Source organism: Roseivivax sp. THAF30, from assembly GCF_009363575.1.
Classification (GTDB): domain Bacteria; phylum Pseudomonadota; class Alphaproteobacteria; order Rhodobacterales; family Rhodobacteraceae; genus Roseivivax; species Roseivivax halotolerans.
Window position 1 is genome coordinate 569633 of the sequence record NZ_CP045389.1, and the last position, 13485, is coordinate 583117.

General features: G+C 60.7%; 14 protein-coding genes. 7 read left to right on the forward strand and 7 right to left on the reverse strand.

The window, feature by feature from the left end; all coding sequences use genetic code 11:
- The first annotated feature begins 225 nt into the window (after nt 1-225).
- Genes FIU91_RS02690 through FIU91_RS02700 form a run of 3 tightly spaced genes read left to right on the forward strand, consistent with a single transcriptional unit; the run spans nt 226 to nt 4105 of the window.
- The gene (locus FIU91_RS02690) at nt 226-894 is read left to right on the forward strand and encodes a hypothetical protein (RefSeq protein ID WP_152461319.1); all 669 of its coding nucleotides are present in this window, start codon (nt 226-228) and stop codon (nt 892-894) included.
- Entirely contained in the window at nt 894-3146 is a 2253-nt protein-coding gene (locus tag FIU91_RS02695) for a Mu transposase C-terminal domain-containing protein (protein WP_152461320.1), read from the forward strand. Before FIU91_RS02690 ends, FIU91_RS02695 begins: the two co-directional genes overlap by 1 nt.
- Nucleotides 3147-3148: 2 nt before the next feature.
- Entirely contained in the window at nt 3149-4105 is a 957-nt protein-coding gene (locus tag FIU91_RS02700) for a TniB family NTP-binding protein (RefSeq protein WP_152461321.1), read from the forward strand.
- Between the two features lie 210 nt (nt 4106-4315).
- Here FIU91_RS02700 and FIU91_RS02705 read toward each other — a convergent pair whose 3' ends face one another.
- The 3 genes from FIU91_RS02705 to FIU91_RS02715 all read right to left on the reverse strand — a co-directional run bounded on the left by FIU91_RS02705 (nt 4316) and on the right by FIU91_RS02715 (nt 6138).
- Nucleotides 4316-5080, reverse strand: coding sequence for a class I SAM-dependent methyltransferase (locus FIU91_RS02705; protein WP_152461322.1), 765 nt, complete (start codon nt 5078-5080; stop codon nt 4316-4318).
- Between the two features lie 94 nt (nt 5081-5174).
- On the reverse strand, nt 5175-5879 hold the full coding sequence (locus FIU91_RS02710) for a helix-turn-helix domain-containing protein (RefSeq protein WP_093011637.1): 705 nt from the start codon (nt 5877-5879) through the stop codon (nt 5175-5177).
- Entirely contained in the window at nt 5851-6138 is a 288-nt protein-coding gene (locus tag FIU91_RS02715; RefSeq protein ID WP_152463620.1) for a hypothetical protein, read from the reverse strand. Before FIU91_RS02715 ends, FIU91_RS02710 begins: the two co-directional genes overlap by 29 nt.
- A 183-nt stretch (nt 6139-6321) precedes the next feature.
- Between FIU91_RS02715 and FIU91_RS02720 the strand changes: the two genes are divergently transcribed.
- The 3 genes from FIU91_RS02720 (at nt 6322) to FIU91_RS02730 (ending at nt 8676) form a co-directional block, all read left to right on the forward strand.
- Entirely contained in the window at nt 6322-6777 is a 456-nt protein-coding gene (locus FIU91_RS02720) for a hypothetical protein (protein WP_152461323.1), read from the forward strand.
- A 61-nt stretch (nt 6778-6838) separates the two neighbouring features.
- The gene (locus tag FIU91_RS02725) at nt 6839-7456 is read left to right on the forward strand and encodes a ribonuclease HII (RefSeq protein ID WP_152461324.1); all 618 of its coding nucleotides are present in this window, start codon (nt 6839-6841) and stop codon (nt 7454-7456) included.
- A 110-nt stretch (nt 7457-7566) separates the two neighbouring features.
- Nucleotides 7567-8676, forward strand: coding sequence for a site-specific DNA-methyltransferase (locus tag FIU91_RS02730; protein ID WP_093011648.1), 1110 nt, complete (start codon nt 7567-7569; stop codon nt 8674-8676).
- A 90-nt stretch (nt 8677-8766) separates the two neighbouring features.
- On the opposite strand, the gene FIU91_RS02735 is transcribed toward FIU91_RS02730, so the two are convergent.
- Nucleotides 8767-9243, reverse strand: coding sequence for a pyridoxamine 5'-phosphate oxidase family protein (locus tag FIU91_RS02735; protein WP_152461325.1), 477 nt, complete (start codon nt 9241-9243; stop codon nt 8767-8769).
- A gap of 112 nt (nt 9244-9355) precedes the next feature.
- Between FIU91_RS02735 and FIU91_RS02740 the strand changes: the two genes are divergently transcribed.
- On the forward strand, nt 9356-10234 hold the full coding sequence (locus tag FIU91_RS02740) for a DMT family transporter (protein ID WP_152461326.1): 879 nt from the start codon (nt 9356-9358) through the stop codon (nt 10232-10234).
- A 56-nt stretch (nt 10235-10290) separates the two neighbouring features.
- Here FIU91_RS02740 and FIU91_RS02745 read toward each other — a convergent pair whose 3' ends face one another.
- From FIU91_RS02745 to ectB, 3 genes are read right to left on the reverse strand one after another with little or no spacing between them, the layout of a single operon-like run.
- On the reverse strand, nt 10291-11724 hold the full coding sequence (locus FIU91_RS02745; protein WP_093011657.1) for an aspartate kinase: 1434 nt from the start codon (nt 11722-11724) through the stop codon (nt 10291-10293).
- An 18-nt stretch (nt 11725-11742) separates the two neighbouring features.
- Nucleotides 11743-12135: an ectoine synthase gene (locus FIU91_RS02750; protein WP_152461327.1), complete on the reverse strand. Its 393-nt coding sequence runs from the start codon at nt 12133-12135 to the stop codon at nt 11743-11745.
- Between the two features lie 5 nt (nt 12136-12140).
- Nucleotides 12141-13433, reverse strand: a complete 1293-nt coding sequence (gene ectB / locus FIU91_RS02755) for a diaminobutyrate--2-oxoglutarate transaminase (protein ID WP_152461328.1) — start codon at nt 13431-13433, stop codon at nt 12141-12143.
- Nucleotides 13434-13485: the final 52 nt, after the last annotated feature.

Below are 13485 nucleotides of genomic sequence, written 5' to 3' on the forward strand. Positions count from 1 at the left end.
TCACGGGATTGCCCGCCCGTCCCCAAGTTCCCTTGTCCCTAGGCGATTTGTCTCCCGCGCGAATAACCCGCGGGCCGCTTCAGTACGGCTGATCGCCGCCTTCTGAACCTGCCCTCGGTCTGTGGTTCACCCGCCGACTCATCGAATGCCAACCGCTGTCCCGAATGTCCGGGCCATCGGCATGGCCGCGCTGTGCGCGGTTCCTGACATCGAAGGGGACTTTCCATGTCCAATCATTTTTCCTCGGAGGCGATCCGGTTTCCGGCGCCCAGCGTTGCGCAACGCAAAGGTACGACCGGCACGCCGACGAATTGTAACGCCGATTGCGTCGTTGATGGCCGGGCGATGAAGGTCGACAGCCACTTGGAGCTGACGTGCCTGATGTGTCTGGTAGCCGATCCAAACGTCGTAGGCGTGCGTGAGCAGCAACGCTTCAACTGGTATGATCGCGAGGGCGTGGTGCATAAGCACTATTTTGACTTCATTGTGGACTACCGCTCGGGAGAAGTGATCGGCTACGCGGTGCGTCCTCGCGCTGAGCTGACCGCCAAGTATGAAGACGACCTCTCGATGATCCGCCGTCAAGCTATCGACGCAGGCTTCGTCGATGATATGCGCGTTCTGGACGAAAACGCCTTCGATCCAGTGACAGTGTTCAACGCGGAGCTTCTTTACGGGTCGCGTCATGAAGACCCGGTGGCCGATGCGATGGCCGAGAAGATCGTGCGCGCCATAAAGGGTGTGATGAAAATCGAGGAGTTGTCGTCACTTATGGGGTGCGGAGGGTCTGGCTTCCGCGCGCTGGTCCGACTATTCCGGACGTCGGTACTGGCAACGGTTCGGCACGAACGGATCACCCCTGAAACGCTTGTCTATAAACGGAACCTCAGCTGATGCGTGTGCGAAAGACACCCTTGAATTTTCCATCGGACAGGGCGCGCATTCGCATTGGTCGGTTTGATCGGGTCGTCATCGAGGGACGACCATTCACCTTGGCAATGAATACGGAGGACGGCTACCTTCTTGAGCACGATGATGGGAGCGGCCGGACGGAGCCCGTGTCGCTGGAGGACATGCGAGCCCTCGATCGGCTCAAGCAGATCGATCATCAACGCAATTTCTACCACCCGGAACGGGCGCGCCTCACGAAAGAGGCAGCGAACCCAAAACTAAGTGAATTGAACGATCGTGAAGCGGCATTTCTTTCCGTCCGCTCAGCACTAACCGACGCCGTCGAGGAGCTTCGGTGCGAAGGAGTGGTCAAGATCACGGACGCCTCGATCGCAGACAACATGGACACGATTGTGGGGCGCGCTCAGGCGATGATGGGGGAGCACTCCGCTCGGCGTCGCGGTGGCGGCACCAAATCCCTTGATGACGGATGGAGGCCCAAGCCTGGCACGCTGCGCAAATGGGCCACGGCGCGAAGAAAGCATGGTCTCGACGAGCTCGTCCCAGCGTTTGCGAAAAGAGGCGGCAAGGGTACACCCCTTCATACGGAAGTATCTCGGATCATGTGGAAGGAGATCCGAGAATACCTTACCTACCAGGGACCTGACAAGACAGAGATCTGGGAAAACGTTTGCAAGGAAGTCGCTGAGGCGAACAAGCAGCGCAAAAAGGAAGGGCTCAAAGAACTCCGTGCTCCTTGCAAGCGAACGATTGCCAACAACATCAACAAGCTTGACGCGTTCCAGGTCGCTGCCGCTCGCGGCAGCGAAGAAATGGCTCGGAAGTCCTTTCGGCCGGTGACCATGGGCGTTCAGTATACGCGACCATTGGAGCGTGTCGAAATCGACGAACACGAACTCGACCTCTGGACAATCATCGACCCAGATGACTGGGCGGACATCCTGTCAGAAGAAGACATTACCCGACTTGGCTTGCGGAACGGCAAAGGTCGTCTCTGGATCACGCTGGCGATCTGCTGCACGACCAAAGTGATTGTCGGCATCACGATTACGCCGTCACCGACAAGCCAAGCCGCGCTTCAAACGCTCGAGATGATTTTGACGGACAAAGGCCGTTGGTCCGATCGCGTCGGTGCCACGGGGTCTTGGAACATGTACGGTCTCCCGGAGAAAATTGTTACGGATTGCGGTGCTGGATTTAGCTCGGAATTATTCCGTCATGCATGCGTCGAGCTTGGAATTGCCGCAGAACGTGTAAAGGCCGGAGTTCCTGAGATGCGCGGCGTCGGCGAGCGCATCTTTCGCACAGTCAATCAGAAACTAATCAAGAGGCTTACTGGCAGCACGTTTCACGACAAGATGACATCGGATGCGCCGAAAGACCGGCCGCGCGGAGAGGATCGAGCTGCGCTGACGCTAGAAGACCTTGCATTCGCAATCGTCCGGTGGGTGGTGGATATCTATCATGTCTCCGGGCACGAAGGCTTGCTGGGGGAGTCTCCGCGAGACTGTTGGGACCGCCTTGTCGCGACCCACGGTGTGAATGGGTCGCCAGACGAGACGCGTATTCGGATGATCTTCGGCACAAAGCTAATCCGCGTGTTGGATAAAAACGGCATCACAGTCCTGGGCGTTCGATACCACTCGCCGACATTGGCAGCATACATGAACAAAGCTGGACAGCAGAAATTGGCAGTGCGGTGGCATCCGTCAAACATCGGAAAGATCGCGGTCCAGTTTGATGGTGCATGGCGCGAAGTGCCGGCGATCGTGGCGGGTTTCGACGAGGTCCCGGCAGAAAACTGGCTGATGGCAGCTCGTCACGTTCGATCAGGCAGAAAAAGTGTTCGGGAGATCGATATCCGAACGGCTCTCGACGCGATGGAAGCGATCCAGGAACGCTCTGATGATGCGACTTTGGCAGCCGGGGTTGCCCTCAATCGCTGGTCGCCGGAACGGCTCGCATACGCGGAGGGCAGGGTCATGGCAGGCATCACATTCCGGGAGCCCGCTGGCCCCGCTGAAGACCAACGTCCCGGATTGCCGGGAACAGCAATCGAGGAGCCCGTCGACCCACCGCCTTCGCCACGAAAATCGGCTCAAGCCAAGCCCGCTGACAGCGCAGTATCACCCAAATCCAAAAGGACTCGGAAGCCTGCACAGAAGTCGAGTAATCCCAAAAAGCCGCCAAAACGTGGATCGGGTGGACGGACGATTATCGTGGAGGAGGATTGATCGTGACCGATCCGAAGAAGATCGATGAGGTGATGGAGCGAATTCGTAACCTGCATTTTGGAACGGATGTGGATGCGGAACTCGAGCGGCATCTCGACAGATTGCTGAAGGCAGACGACGAGGATCCGTCGATTGCCCACCCGATCCGGATGGGGCGGACGAAGGAGACACGTGGCATTTTGTTTGTCGATGCAGCCGGTGCAGGCAAGACAACCGCAATTGATCGAGGTCTGTCAAAGCATCCGCGGTTGCAAAGTCAGCGCGAAGGCTTCCGACCATACTTGTTCGCAGAGGTTCCGACAGATCCTTCACTGAAGAGTATGGCGACTAGGCTTCTCGAGGTCGCTGGCTACAAGTTCGAACGAACGCGGCGTACGACATCTCAGCTGTTCGACCACCTCCGGGAGTTGATGCAGAGAAATGGTCAAGTCGTGCTGTGGATTGATGAAGCGCACGATTTGATGACGAAAGATCGAGACAAAATTCTTCGAGCGACGAAGTCCCTCATGCAAGGGCCGAACTCCGTGATCGTCATCATGTCAGGAACGCAGGACTTGGAGGTCTTACTTTCTCAGGATGATCAGGTTCGCCGGCGCTTTTCCATTGTCAAACCGGAGCCGCTCGATCTTGAGCGGGATGGCGACTGGATCATGGGTGTGTTCGACGAAATGTGTAAACGTTCACCGGTAAAACCTCTGGATGATCCCTCCCTCGCATCACGGGTTCTCGTTGCCAGTCGCTACCGGCTAGGGCGTGCGATCGAGATGCTGGAAAACGGGATTGAGCGAGCTCTTTGGGATGACGCCAAAACGGTCGATCTTCAACACTTTGCCGATGCGTATTCGATGCAAGAAGGAGGCGACATTGAGGATAATCCGTTTCTCGTCGACGACTGGAAGCGCATCGATCCCGACAAGAAGATGCGCGACACTTGGGAGAAGCGCCGGACGGGGAGATGAAAATTTCCGTTTAATGCCTCTAGGTTTGTGAGAAACAGCCCGCCAAACGGCGGGTTTTTCTTTGGAAAACGAAATGGCACGCAACCTCTTACCTCAATGGCATTTTGGTTTCACGAGGTAGATGCAGTATAGTTAAAATAAGGGGAAAACCGACGGCTACTTTTCGTCAATGGCACGTTTTGGATGCCTCCTACACCTTGCCAGTCCGCGTCAGCGTTGTGTCGCGCCGGGCGCTCCCTTGGCATTATCCTTCGCGCAGATATAGGCGATGTCATTCCACATACCGAAATAGGCCATGTCTTGAGCGCTGAGGAGATCTGCAACGGTCAGGGGCTCAACGTGAAAACCCGCAGCGGTGATCCGTTGGGCGATGTCGGTGCCGTAGCGTCGAACGTGATCGAACTGGCCGAAGCGGCGCTTTCTTTCCTCGGGGTCTGCAAGCGACGTATCCTCGACTGTTGATGTGGCATCCTGATCGACGGGAACTTGCAGAACGAGCCGCCCGTCCGGTCGCAGGATCCGGTAGAGTTCAGCGAACCCTGCCGCGTCGTTGGGCACATGTTCCATGACATGCGAGCAGAGGATCAGATCGAAGCTGTCGCTTGGTGCGTCAATGGCCGTGATATCCCAGTGTCTGTCGACGCCCGGCGCGGAATAATCGGCGGTGGTCAGGCGGACCGAAACTTTTTGCGCGAGCCACTTCTGCACACCCCAATCCGGGGCGAAAAGCAGCACCTCGGTAGCCGGTCCCGGATCGCGGGCCAGAAACCTGTCGAGCCAAAGAACGAGCAGCTTGTGACGCGTCGCGGAACCGCAATAGAGGCAGGGTTCCTTGCGCGCGTGACCGGCCCATCTCTTGGTGCATACCGGGCAATGGAAACGGTCGCCGCGATAGGCAACGGCGCGATATTCCCGCCGCACGATCCGCACAGCGTCCGAAATCAAGGGGATGTACCTGTAGGGCGACGCCCGCATGGCCTGACCGTCATCATCTGCGCCGATACCGGACGCTAGATCATCGCGGGAAGCCCATCAATGGCGGCTGTGGCTCGATCCGAACCGCGAAAGATCAGATCACTTCGATCACGTCCTTGTCGACGGCGAGCATGTAGCCGCGTTTCGCGATGGTCTTGACCAAGAGCTCCGAGACGATCTGGTTGCCGAGCCCGTCTCTCAGGCGCTTGACGCGCGTTGCACCGGCCGCCTCGTCGCAATCGCTCGCGTCGCGCCCCGAGATCATCGCCTCGATCTGCGTGCCGGTCAGCATCTCCTCGTCGAGACGTGCTTCGGCGAGGATGGCCAGCGTCTCCATCATCGCCTCTGTGAGATGAAAGCCCATCGTGTTGAGGTAGACGGTGTTCTCGCTTCGGCTGATGATAAGCGAGCGCACCTCGATCCCCGACCTTTCGATCGCCGCCATGCGCCGGTTGAGCCCGACCAGCATCACCAGGAAGATCAGCGCAGCCAGCAGCAAGGCCGTGGCGAAGACGAGAAGTACGAAAATCGTCAGGCGGTAGCTTTCAAGCGTCTCGGCAAAGGCCGTGCCCGATTGCGCGAGGATCTCGAGCAGCTTCACTTCGGCCTGTGCCGTCAGGTCGTCATTCTCGATGAAAAGCCGCTCGACGCGATCGTTGAAGGCCCCGGCCTCCGGCAGGGTGACGAACAGCCAGATCCCGGCCAGCACAAGAAGCGCGACGATGGCCGCGATTCCGAATGTTACGACACGGGTGCCCGACCGGCGCGCGTCAGTAACGGAGAAAGTTCTGTCCGGCACTGTCTCTCCTTTCCTCAAGCCCGTCTTCACCGAAGACCGAGACGATATTCAGCAGCGACCAGCCCGCGCTTTCAAGACGCGGTGCCAGTTCGCTCGCGGCGCCGTCCCGTGAACAGGAGGCGTCCGGGATCTCGGCCACGCCGTAATGCAGCCGAAGAGGATCGTCGCGCTTTGCCTTGTAATCGGCATAGCAGGCGGCCTCGGCGCCCATCGGGGCGAGGACCAGCATCAGGGTGAGAAGACAGGCATGAGCTTTCATGTCGGGCACTGTGGCGGGCACCTTCACGTCATTCAATATCCAAGGCCGGGCCGGAGCCGTTATGTGATAGCCTTGGTGGTGTCATTGCTTCACCGGCATGCCAAGCGGGACGATCCCGGCAGCCGGCCCCTCCGCAGTCCCGCATCCCGCGCCGGCCTTCACCACAAGGAAGGAGACCGTCCGATGTCGAACCGTTTCATAGCCATGATCCTCGCGGCCAGCACGGCCATCGCCGTGAGCGCCCAAGAGGCGCGCGCCAAGCCCGAAGACGTGGCCAAGGTCGTGGGAGGTATCGCGCTTCTTTACATCGTCGGCGAGGCGCTGGCCGCCGAGACTCGCAAGGACAGTAACGATGAGACGACCGTCGTGGCCCACGACAAACCCGCGAAGGCAGGCCACAGACAGGCCAATGGTCGTGGACGGGTGGAGTTGCCGCAGCGCTGCCGAACGGTCGTTGACACCCATCGCGGCAAGCACCGTCAGGTGTATATCGCCCGCTGTCTCGAGCGGAACTACGTCGACGTCGCGCGTTTGCCGGAAGCCTGCGCGTTGCCGGTCAACACGAACCGAGGCCGTCGCCTCGCCTATGGCGCGCGCTGTCTCGAACGCTACGGCTTCGACGCTCTTGGCCGCAGATGACCATCTGCCGGCTTGCGGTTTCCTCTGGCAGAGGAACCGCCGCCGGCGCTAATCAGGCGCCATGACCGATGCGACCGACCGATATGAACAAGACCTCATCGCGCAAGGCGCACGCCGTGTTGTCGGTGTCGACGAGGTGGGGCGCGGCCCGCTAGCAGGCCCCGTGGTCGCCGCAGCGGTTCTGTTCGACCCGGCGCGCTTGCCGGCCGGGCTTGCCGATAGCAAGCGGCTCACGGCAACGCGGCGCGAGGCCCTGGCCGAGGTGCTCCTCGCGGAGGCGGAGGTCGGTATCGGCGTGGCTTCGGTCGAGGAAATCGACGAGATCAACATCCTGCGCGCCTCGCATCTCGCGATGATGCGGGCGGTCGACGCGCTTTCCGCGCCGCCGTGTCACCTGCTCATCGACGGCAATCTCGTGCCGCGTGAATGCAAGCATCCCGCGACCCCTCTGGTGAAGGGCGACGCGCTCTCGGTGAGCATCGCCGCGGCCTCGATCGTTGCCAAATCACACCGCGACAGGCTCATGCGGGATTTGGCGCAACACTTTCCCGGATACGGCTGGGAGACCAATGCGGGCTATCCGTCGAAAAGCCACAGATTGGCGCTTCAAAATCTCGGGGTGACCCCACATCATAGAAAAAGCTTCGCCCCGGTGCACAAGATATTGTGGCAAGCGTAATTGGCAAACCTCTGATTCAAAAAAAGAAATTGACCAAGAATCGGCTTTGACTCAGTCTTTGTCCAACCTTCACGAGAGCGCTAAAGCGCCGCGGGTCTTGGGGCAGAGAAATGACGAAGATGACGAATTTGAAGAGCGCGCAAGCGCTCCCTCTCAACACGATCCTGGCCGGGGATTGCATCGAGGTGATGCAAAGCCTCCCGGAAGCCTCGGTCGATCTGATCTTCGCGGACCCACCCTATAATTTGCAACTCAAGGGCGAATTGCATCGCCCCGATAACTCCCGTGTCGATGCGGTCGACGACGACTGGGACCGTTTTGCCAGCTTTGAGACCTACGACGCCTTCACGCGCGCCTGGCTCGCTGCGGCGCGCCGGCTTCTGAAGCCCAACGGCGCGATCTGGGTGATCGGCTCCTACCACAACATCTTCCGCGTGGGCGCCGCGCTTCAGGATCAGGGCTACTGGATCCTGAACGACGTGGTCTGGCGCAAATCGAACCCGATGCCGAATTTCCGCGGCAAGCGTTTCACCAACGCCCATGAAACGATGATCTGGGCATCGAAAGGCGAGGGCGCGCGATACACATTCAACTACGAAGCGCTGAAGGCTCTCAATGATGGCGTTCAGATGCGTTCGGATTGGGTTCTGCCAATCTGCAACGGCAACGAACGGCTGAAAGATGCGGACGGCGCCAAGACGCACCCGACGCAAAAGCCGATCTCGCTTCTGCACCGCGTGCTCGTGGGCGCATCGAATGTGGGCGACGTTGTGCTCGATCCGTTCTTCGGAACCGGAACGACCGGCGCGGTCGCCAAGATGCTGGGCCGCGACTGGATCGGGATCGAGCGGGACGCGGACTATCGCGCCGCCGCCGAGGCGCGGATCGCCAAGGTCCGCAAGTTCGACAAGGTCGGACTCGAGACCACCAAGGCCAAGCGCGCAGAGCCGCGCGTGCCCTTCGGCCAACTTGTCGAGCGCGGTATGCTCAGCCCTGGCGAGACATTGATTTCGCCGACCGGCAAGAGCGCGAAGGTTCGCGCGGACGGCACGCTGGTCGGGCTCGATGTGAAAGGGTCCATCCACCAGGTGGGCGCGCATCTCGAAGGCGCCCCATCGTGCAACGGCTGGACTTACTGGCACTTCAAGCGCGACGGCAAGACCGTGCCAATCGACGTTCTGCGCCAGCAGATCCGCGCGGAGATGGCCGAGCACGGCTGATCCCACGTCAGAGAGTTACCGCCAGCCTCCCGCACCGCCTGCGGTGAGGTAACTGACCCCGCCTGCCTTGTGCCGGCGGGGCCTTTTCGTTCAGGCCTCGGACGCGGGGGGCCAAGCCAGGTCCGGTCCGGTGCGGAAATACGAGACATTGTTCGTGAAGACGCTGTCCGGGACGAGCCGGATCAATCGACCGCCCGGATCGTCTATGGCAGCGATAGTCTCGACGAACCAAGTGTTCCATTGCGCTTCGTCAGGCCCGAGATACTTCCCGAGAAGCCTGCGGAAGAGCGCGGCGTCCAGCTTCCGGATCTCTGCGGCGCCGCGAAACCCCAGATGCAGGAGGATCCCGGCGGCATTGTCGTAATCCACGATCTCCACGGCGCAGCGCGGATCCCGCGTGAGCCGCCGTACCGACGCTCCGTCCTTCGTTCCGAGCATCCAGAGCGCCCCGTCCTCCCACTGGAACCAGACAGGTGCGTTGCGCGGCGCACCGTCTGCATCCACCGTGGCGAGATTCGCCATCAGCGGTTTGGAGAGCAGCACGTTCGGATCGAAATTCCGGGCCATGCGAGGACGTTATCGCACGCCACTCTCGATGTCCTGCGCCATTCGGGAATCGGACAATCTGGTTGCGTCCATGAATGCGGCGGGGTCATGTGGCCGCAGGAAAGGAGCCCTCATGGATATCCGCGGCATTCTCATGGGCCTCGCCTTCGCGGCGATGTGGTCTTCGGCCTTCACCTCGGCACGCATCATCGTGCAGGCCGCGCCGCCTTTGATGACGCTGTCGCTGCGCTTCCTGATCTCGGGGCTCATCGCTGTCGGCATCGCGCGGGCGCTCGGGCAAAGCTGGCATCTGAACCGCGCGCAATGGCGCGGCGTGGTGATCTTCGGGCTTTGCCAGAACGCGATTTATCTGGGCCTCAACTTCGTCGCCATGCAGGCCGTGCAAGCATCGCTCGCCGCGATCATCGCCTCTGCCATGCCGCTTCTCGTGGCGCTTCTGTCCTGGATCGTGTTGCGAGAGAAACTGCCCGCCCTGGGCGTTTTCGGCCTCGTCGCCGGGGTGGCGGGTGTCGCCGTCATCATGGGCGCGCGGCTCTCGGGCGGAGCGGATCTTTGGGGGGTGGCTTTGTGCGGGCTTGCGGCCCTGTCGCTCGCCATCGCGACGCTGACGGTGCGCGGAGCAACATCGCGCGGCAACGTGCTGATGGTTGTTGGCTTGCAGATGTTCGTGGGCGCGGCGGCGCTGGCCGTACCGGCTATGGCGCTTGAGACGCTTGAGGTGACGTGGTCGCCCGCGCTCGTCATCGCGTTCTGGTACACGGTTCTCGTGCCAGGCGTTCTCGCGACGCTGGTCTGGTTCCTGCTGGTGGACCGCATCGGGGCGACAAAGGCCGCGACCTTCCACTTCCTCAATCCGTTTTTCGGGGTGCTCATCGCCTGGGCGCTTCTGGGCGAGGCGCTCGGCATATGGGACGTGATCGGCGTGATCGTGATCGCGGGGGGTATCCTCGCGGTGCAGCTTGCCCGTGCGGAGGTGAAGCGCTCCGCATGAAAAATCCCCCCGCGCCGAACGGCGCGAGGGATCGTAATCAAGGTCTGCGGGATGTCTTAGGCGACGAGTTTCGGCGCCTCTTCACCTTTTCCCATGAACGTGTCGTGCAGGATCTTCACGCAGGTGTCGCGATCCTCGCGGTCGACGACGAATTGAGCGTCGACCGTGCGAGTCGTCTGGTGAGCCGAGATGACGTCGATCCCCGCCTCGCGCAGCGCACCGAGCCCGCGTTCGAGAACGTGCAGCCCGCGAAGATCACGGCCAATGACCGACACGATCGCCGTCGACCGGACGTTCAGCTCCGAGTTGGGGTAGGCATTCGACAACTCGGATTCGACCGAGCGGATCGCGCTCAGCGGTGCATCCACGTAATGCGTGATCGTGTTGGCGTTGGAGGTCTTGGAGACGATCCGCACGCCATGCTTCGTCAGCGTGTCGAGGGTCGTCGCGTCATAGCCTTTCACGCCGACCATGTCTTGCTCGAAGAGCTCGAGCGCGAAGACATCGACGCCGCAAACGATCTCGGCGACGCCTTTCTCGGCCTCCGCCTCGTCGATCAGCGTGCCGGGGTCGTGCGGCTCGAACGCGTTCGTGACCCGCAGCGGCACCTGCGCCTGGCGCAGCGCCTTGGCGGCGGTGGGATGGATCGCTTCCATGCCCATATTCGACAGCTGATCGGCCACGTCGTAGTTCGTGTGACCCAGCTTGCGAACGTTTTCCGCACCGACGAGCTTGGGATCGGCAGAGCTCAGGTGGAACTCCTTGTGGATGATCGCCTCGCGCGCCTTTGTGATCGCGGCGATCTGGCTGAACGTGACCTCGGAATAGCCGCGGTCATACTTGTTCATCAGCCCTTCGGCGCATTGCGCGTAGCCCGTGACGATCGGCATCTCGGTCGAGATGTCGATATCCTGAAGTCCGTCAGTGATACGCTCCTCGAGGTTCATCTCGCGGTCATCGCGCCACCCCGAGAGGTCCACGAAGCGCGCAGAGACGCCACGGCGCCGCAGCAGCAGCGAGGTGACATAGGCCGAATGCGCTTCACCGAGGCCCGAGAGCAATTCGCGTGTGACCTGCATGTGCGCCGATAGCCGGAAATGACCGTAGGAACACAGACGGTGCAGGTCGATCAGGCAGTTGCGCGCGCCTTCGACGCGGTCCCGAACGAAATCGTTGGCGTCGTTCTTGTCGGCAGAGTGGTCGAGCAGCCGGTCATGGGCCTCGCGCATCGCGCGATCCACCTTCGACAGCGCACTCATCCAGCCATGCTCTTCGGTGTTCTCGGCGAAATGGGCGTAGACGCCAGCTTCACCGCTTTTCTTGTGCTCAAGCAGGAGGTCGGTGATGCCGCCGAAGGCCGAGACGACGAAAAGCCGCCCGTATTCGGGATTATCCACCTGGAACAGCGGATCGAGCAATTCGTCGAGACGGGACATCGACGTGCCGCCGATCTTCTCGACCGTGTGGTTGTTGAAGTCGATCTTGGTCATCTGATCCCTCGGGATTGCTTAGGCAGCCTCATCGGGCGCGGCGTAGGAGCCATCTTCGCGATGCACTTCCTTGCCGGTGACGGGCGGGTTGAAGCAGCAGGCCAGCACCAGCTCTTCCTCGCAGCGGACAGTGTGCTTGTCATGCTTGTCGAGCGCATACATCACGCCGGGCTTGATCTCGTGGACCTCGCCGGTCTCCAGATCTTCGATGGAGCCCTTGCCGGACACGCACCAGACGCTCTCGAAGTGGTTCTTGTAATGGAACGTGTGCTCCGATCCCGCCTGGATATACGTGATGTGAAACGAGAACCCCATCTGGTCGTCCGCCAGCAGCATGCGGACAGACGTCCACTGGGCGTCGGACACGGATCGGTCGGTGTTTTTCAGTTCATTGACGTCGCGAATGATCATAGCTGTTACTCCGCTGCGATTTTGTGGCTTGCGGTCGCTTCGCGGGCGGCTTCGAGCAGGATGTCGAGCCCTTTGCGGAGCGTTTCTGTGGGGACGGTCAGCGCGACGAGCACCTTGACCACCTCGTCATCGGCACCCGATGTCTCGATGATAAGGCCCTTCTCGAAGGCGCGGGCGCAGATGTCGTCGGCAAGCTCGCCGCCGCCAACGTCGATGCCCTGCATCATGCCGCGACCCTTGAGGCGCGAATTCGGAACGATATCCGCGACCGCCTGAAGACCCGAGGTCAGCATCATCGCCTTCTCGTGGATCTCCTGCTGGAACGCGTCGTCTTTCCAGAACTTCTCGAGCGTCACGCGGCCCGTCACGAAGGCATGCGTATTGCCACGGAAGGTGCCGTTATGCTCGGCCGGCTTCCAGATGTCGTGGTCTTTCTTGATGAGAAGGCAGGCGAAAGGCAGACCGAACCCCGAAAGCGATTTTGCCTGGGTGATCATATCCGGCTCGATGCCCGCTTCCTCGAAGGAGAAATAGGTGCCGGTACGGCCGCAGCCCGACTGAATGTCGTCGATGATCAGCATAGCGCCGTATTTCTTGGCAAGCCGCGCAACGCCCTGCATCCATTCGTTCGATGCAGCGTTGAGGCCACCTTCGCCCTGGACGGGCTCGAAGATGAAGGCTGCCGGTGCATCGACGCCGGAAGAGGAGTTGTCGAGCATCATCTCGATCTGCTTGAGCGTCTCGACACCTTCGCCGAACGCGCCGTCATAGGGCATGTGCGTCACGCCGCAAAGGCCGGCACAATTGTTGCCGGCGCCGGCACGCTTCGACGCATTGCCGGTGAGCGACAGTGCGCCCATCGTCATGCCGTGAAAGCCGTTGGTGAAGGTGATGATGTTGCGCCGGCCAGTGACCTTCCGCGCGAGCTTCATGGCGGCTTCGACGGCGTTGGTGCCCGTCGGGCCGGTCATCATGATCTTGTAATCATCCATGCCACGCGGCTTGAGGATGATGTTCTCGTAAGCTTCGAGCCACGCAGCCTTCTCGACGGAGTACATGTCTAGGCCATGCGCGATGCCGTCATCGGCGATGTGCGAGACAAGAGCCTGCTTCATGTCCGGGTCGTTGTGCCCGTAGTTCAGCGAGGAGCAGCCCGCGAGGAAGTCGATATACGTTGTCCCCGCCTCGTCGGTCATCTCGGAGCCGACTGCCTTGGTGAAAACGGTATCGAAACTGCGGCAATAGGAGCGCGCTTCGGATTCGCGGCGCTCAAACACGGATTTATCGGTCGTGGACATGATGTGTCCTTTCGCAATGAGGTAGAATTTGGAAGTAGGGGGAAAAGCCGGG

Bases quoted from the DNA above. Each gene is read 5' to 3' on its own strand.
- FIU91_RS02690 (WP_152461319.1), top strand. From the start codon at position 226: ATGTCCAATCATTTTTCCTCGGAGGCGATCCGGTTTCCGGCGCCCAGC.
- FIU91_RS02695 (WP_152461320.1), top strand. From the start codon at position 894: ATGCGTGTGCGAAAGACACCCTTGAATTTTCCATCGGACAGGGCGCGC.
- FIU91_RS02705 (WP_152461322.1), bottom strand. From the start codon at position 5,080: ATGCGGGCGTCGCCCTACAGGTACATCCCCTTGATTTCGGACGCTGTG.
- FIU91_RS02715 (WP_152463620.1), bottom strand. From the start codon at position 6,138: ATGAAAGCTCATGCCTGTCTTCTCACCCTGATGCTGGTCCTCGCCCCG.
- FIU91_RS02720 (WP_152461323.1), top strand. From the start codon at position 6,322: ATGTCGAACCGTTTCATAGCCATGATCCTCGCGGCCAGCACGGCCATC.
- FIU91_RS02725 (WP_152461324.1), top strand. From the start codon at position 6,839: ATGACCGATGCGACCGACCGATATGAACAAGACCTCATCGCGCAAGGC.
- FIU91_RS02730 (WP_093011648.1), top strand. From the start codon at position 7,567: ATGACGAAGATGACGAATTTGAAGAGCGCGCAAGCGCTCCCTCTCAAC.
- FIU91_RS02735 (WP_152461325.1), bottom strand. From the start codon at position 9,243: ATGGCCCGGAATTTCGATCCGAACGTGCTGCTCTCCAAACCGCTGATG.
- FIU91_RS02740 (WP_152461326.1), top strand. From the start codon at position 9,356: ATGGATATCCGCGGCATTCTCATGGGCCTCGCCTTCGCGGCGATGTGG.
- FIU91_RS02745 (WP_093011657.1), bottom strand. From the start codon at position 11,724: ATGACCAAGATCGACTTCAACAACCACACGGTCGAGAAGATCGGCGGC.
- FIU91_RS02750 (WP_152461327.1), bottom strand. From the start codon at position 12,135: ATGATCATTCGCGACGTCAATGAACTGAAAAACACCGACCGATCCGTG.
- ectB (WP_152461328.1), bottom strand. From the start codon at position 13,433: ATGTCCACGACCGATAAATCCGTGTTTGAGCGCCGCGAATCCGAAGCG.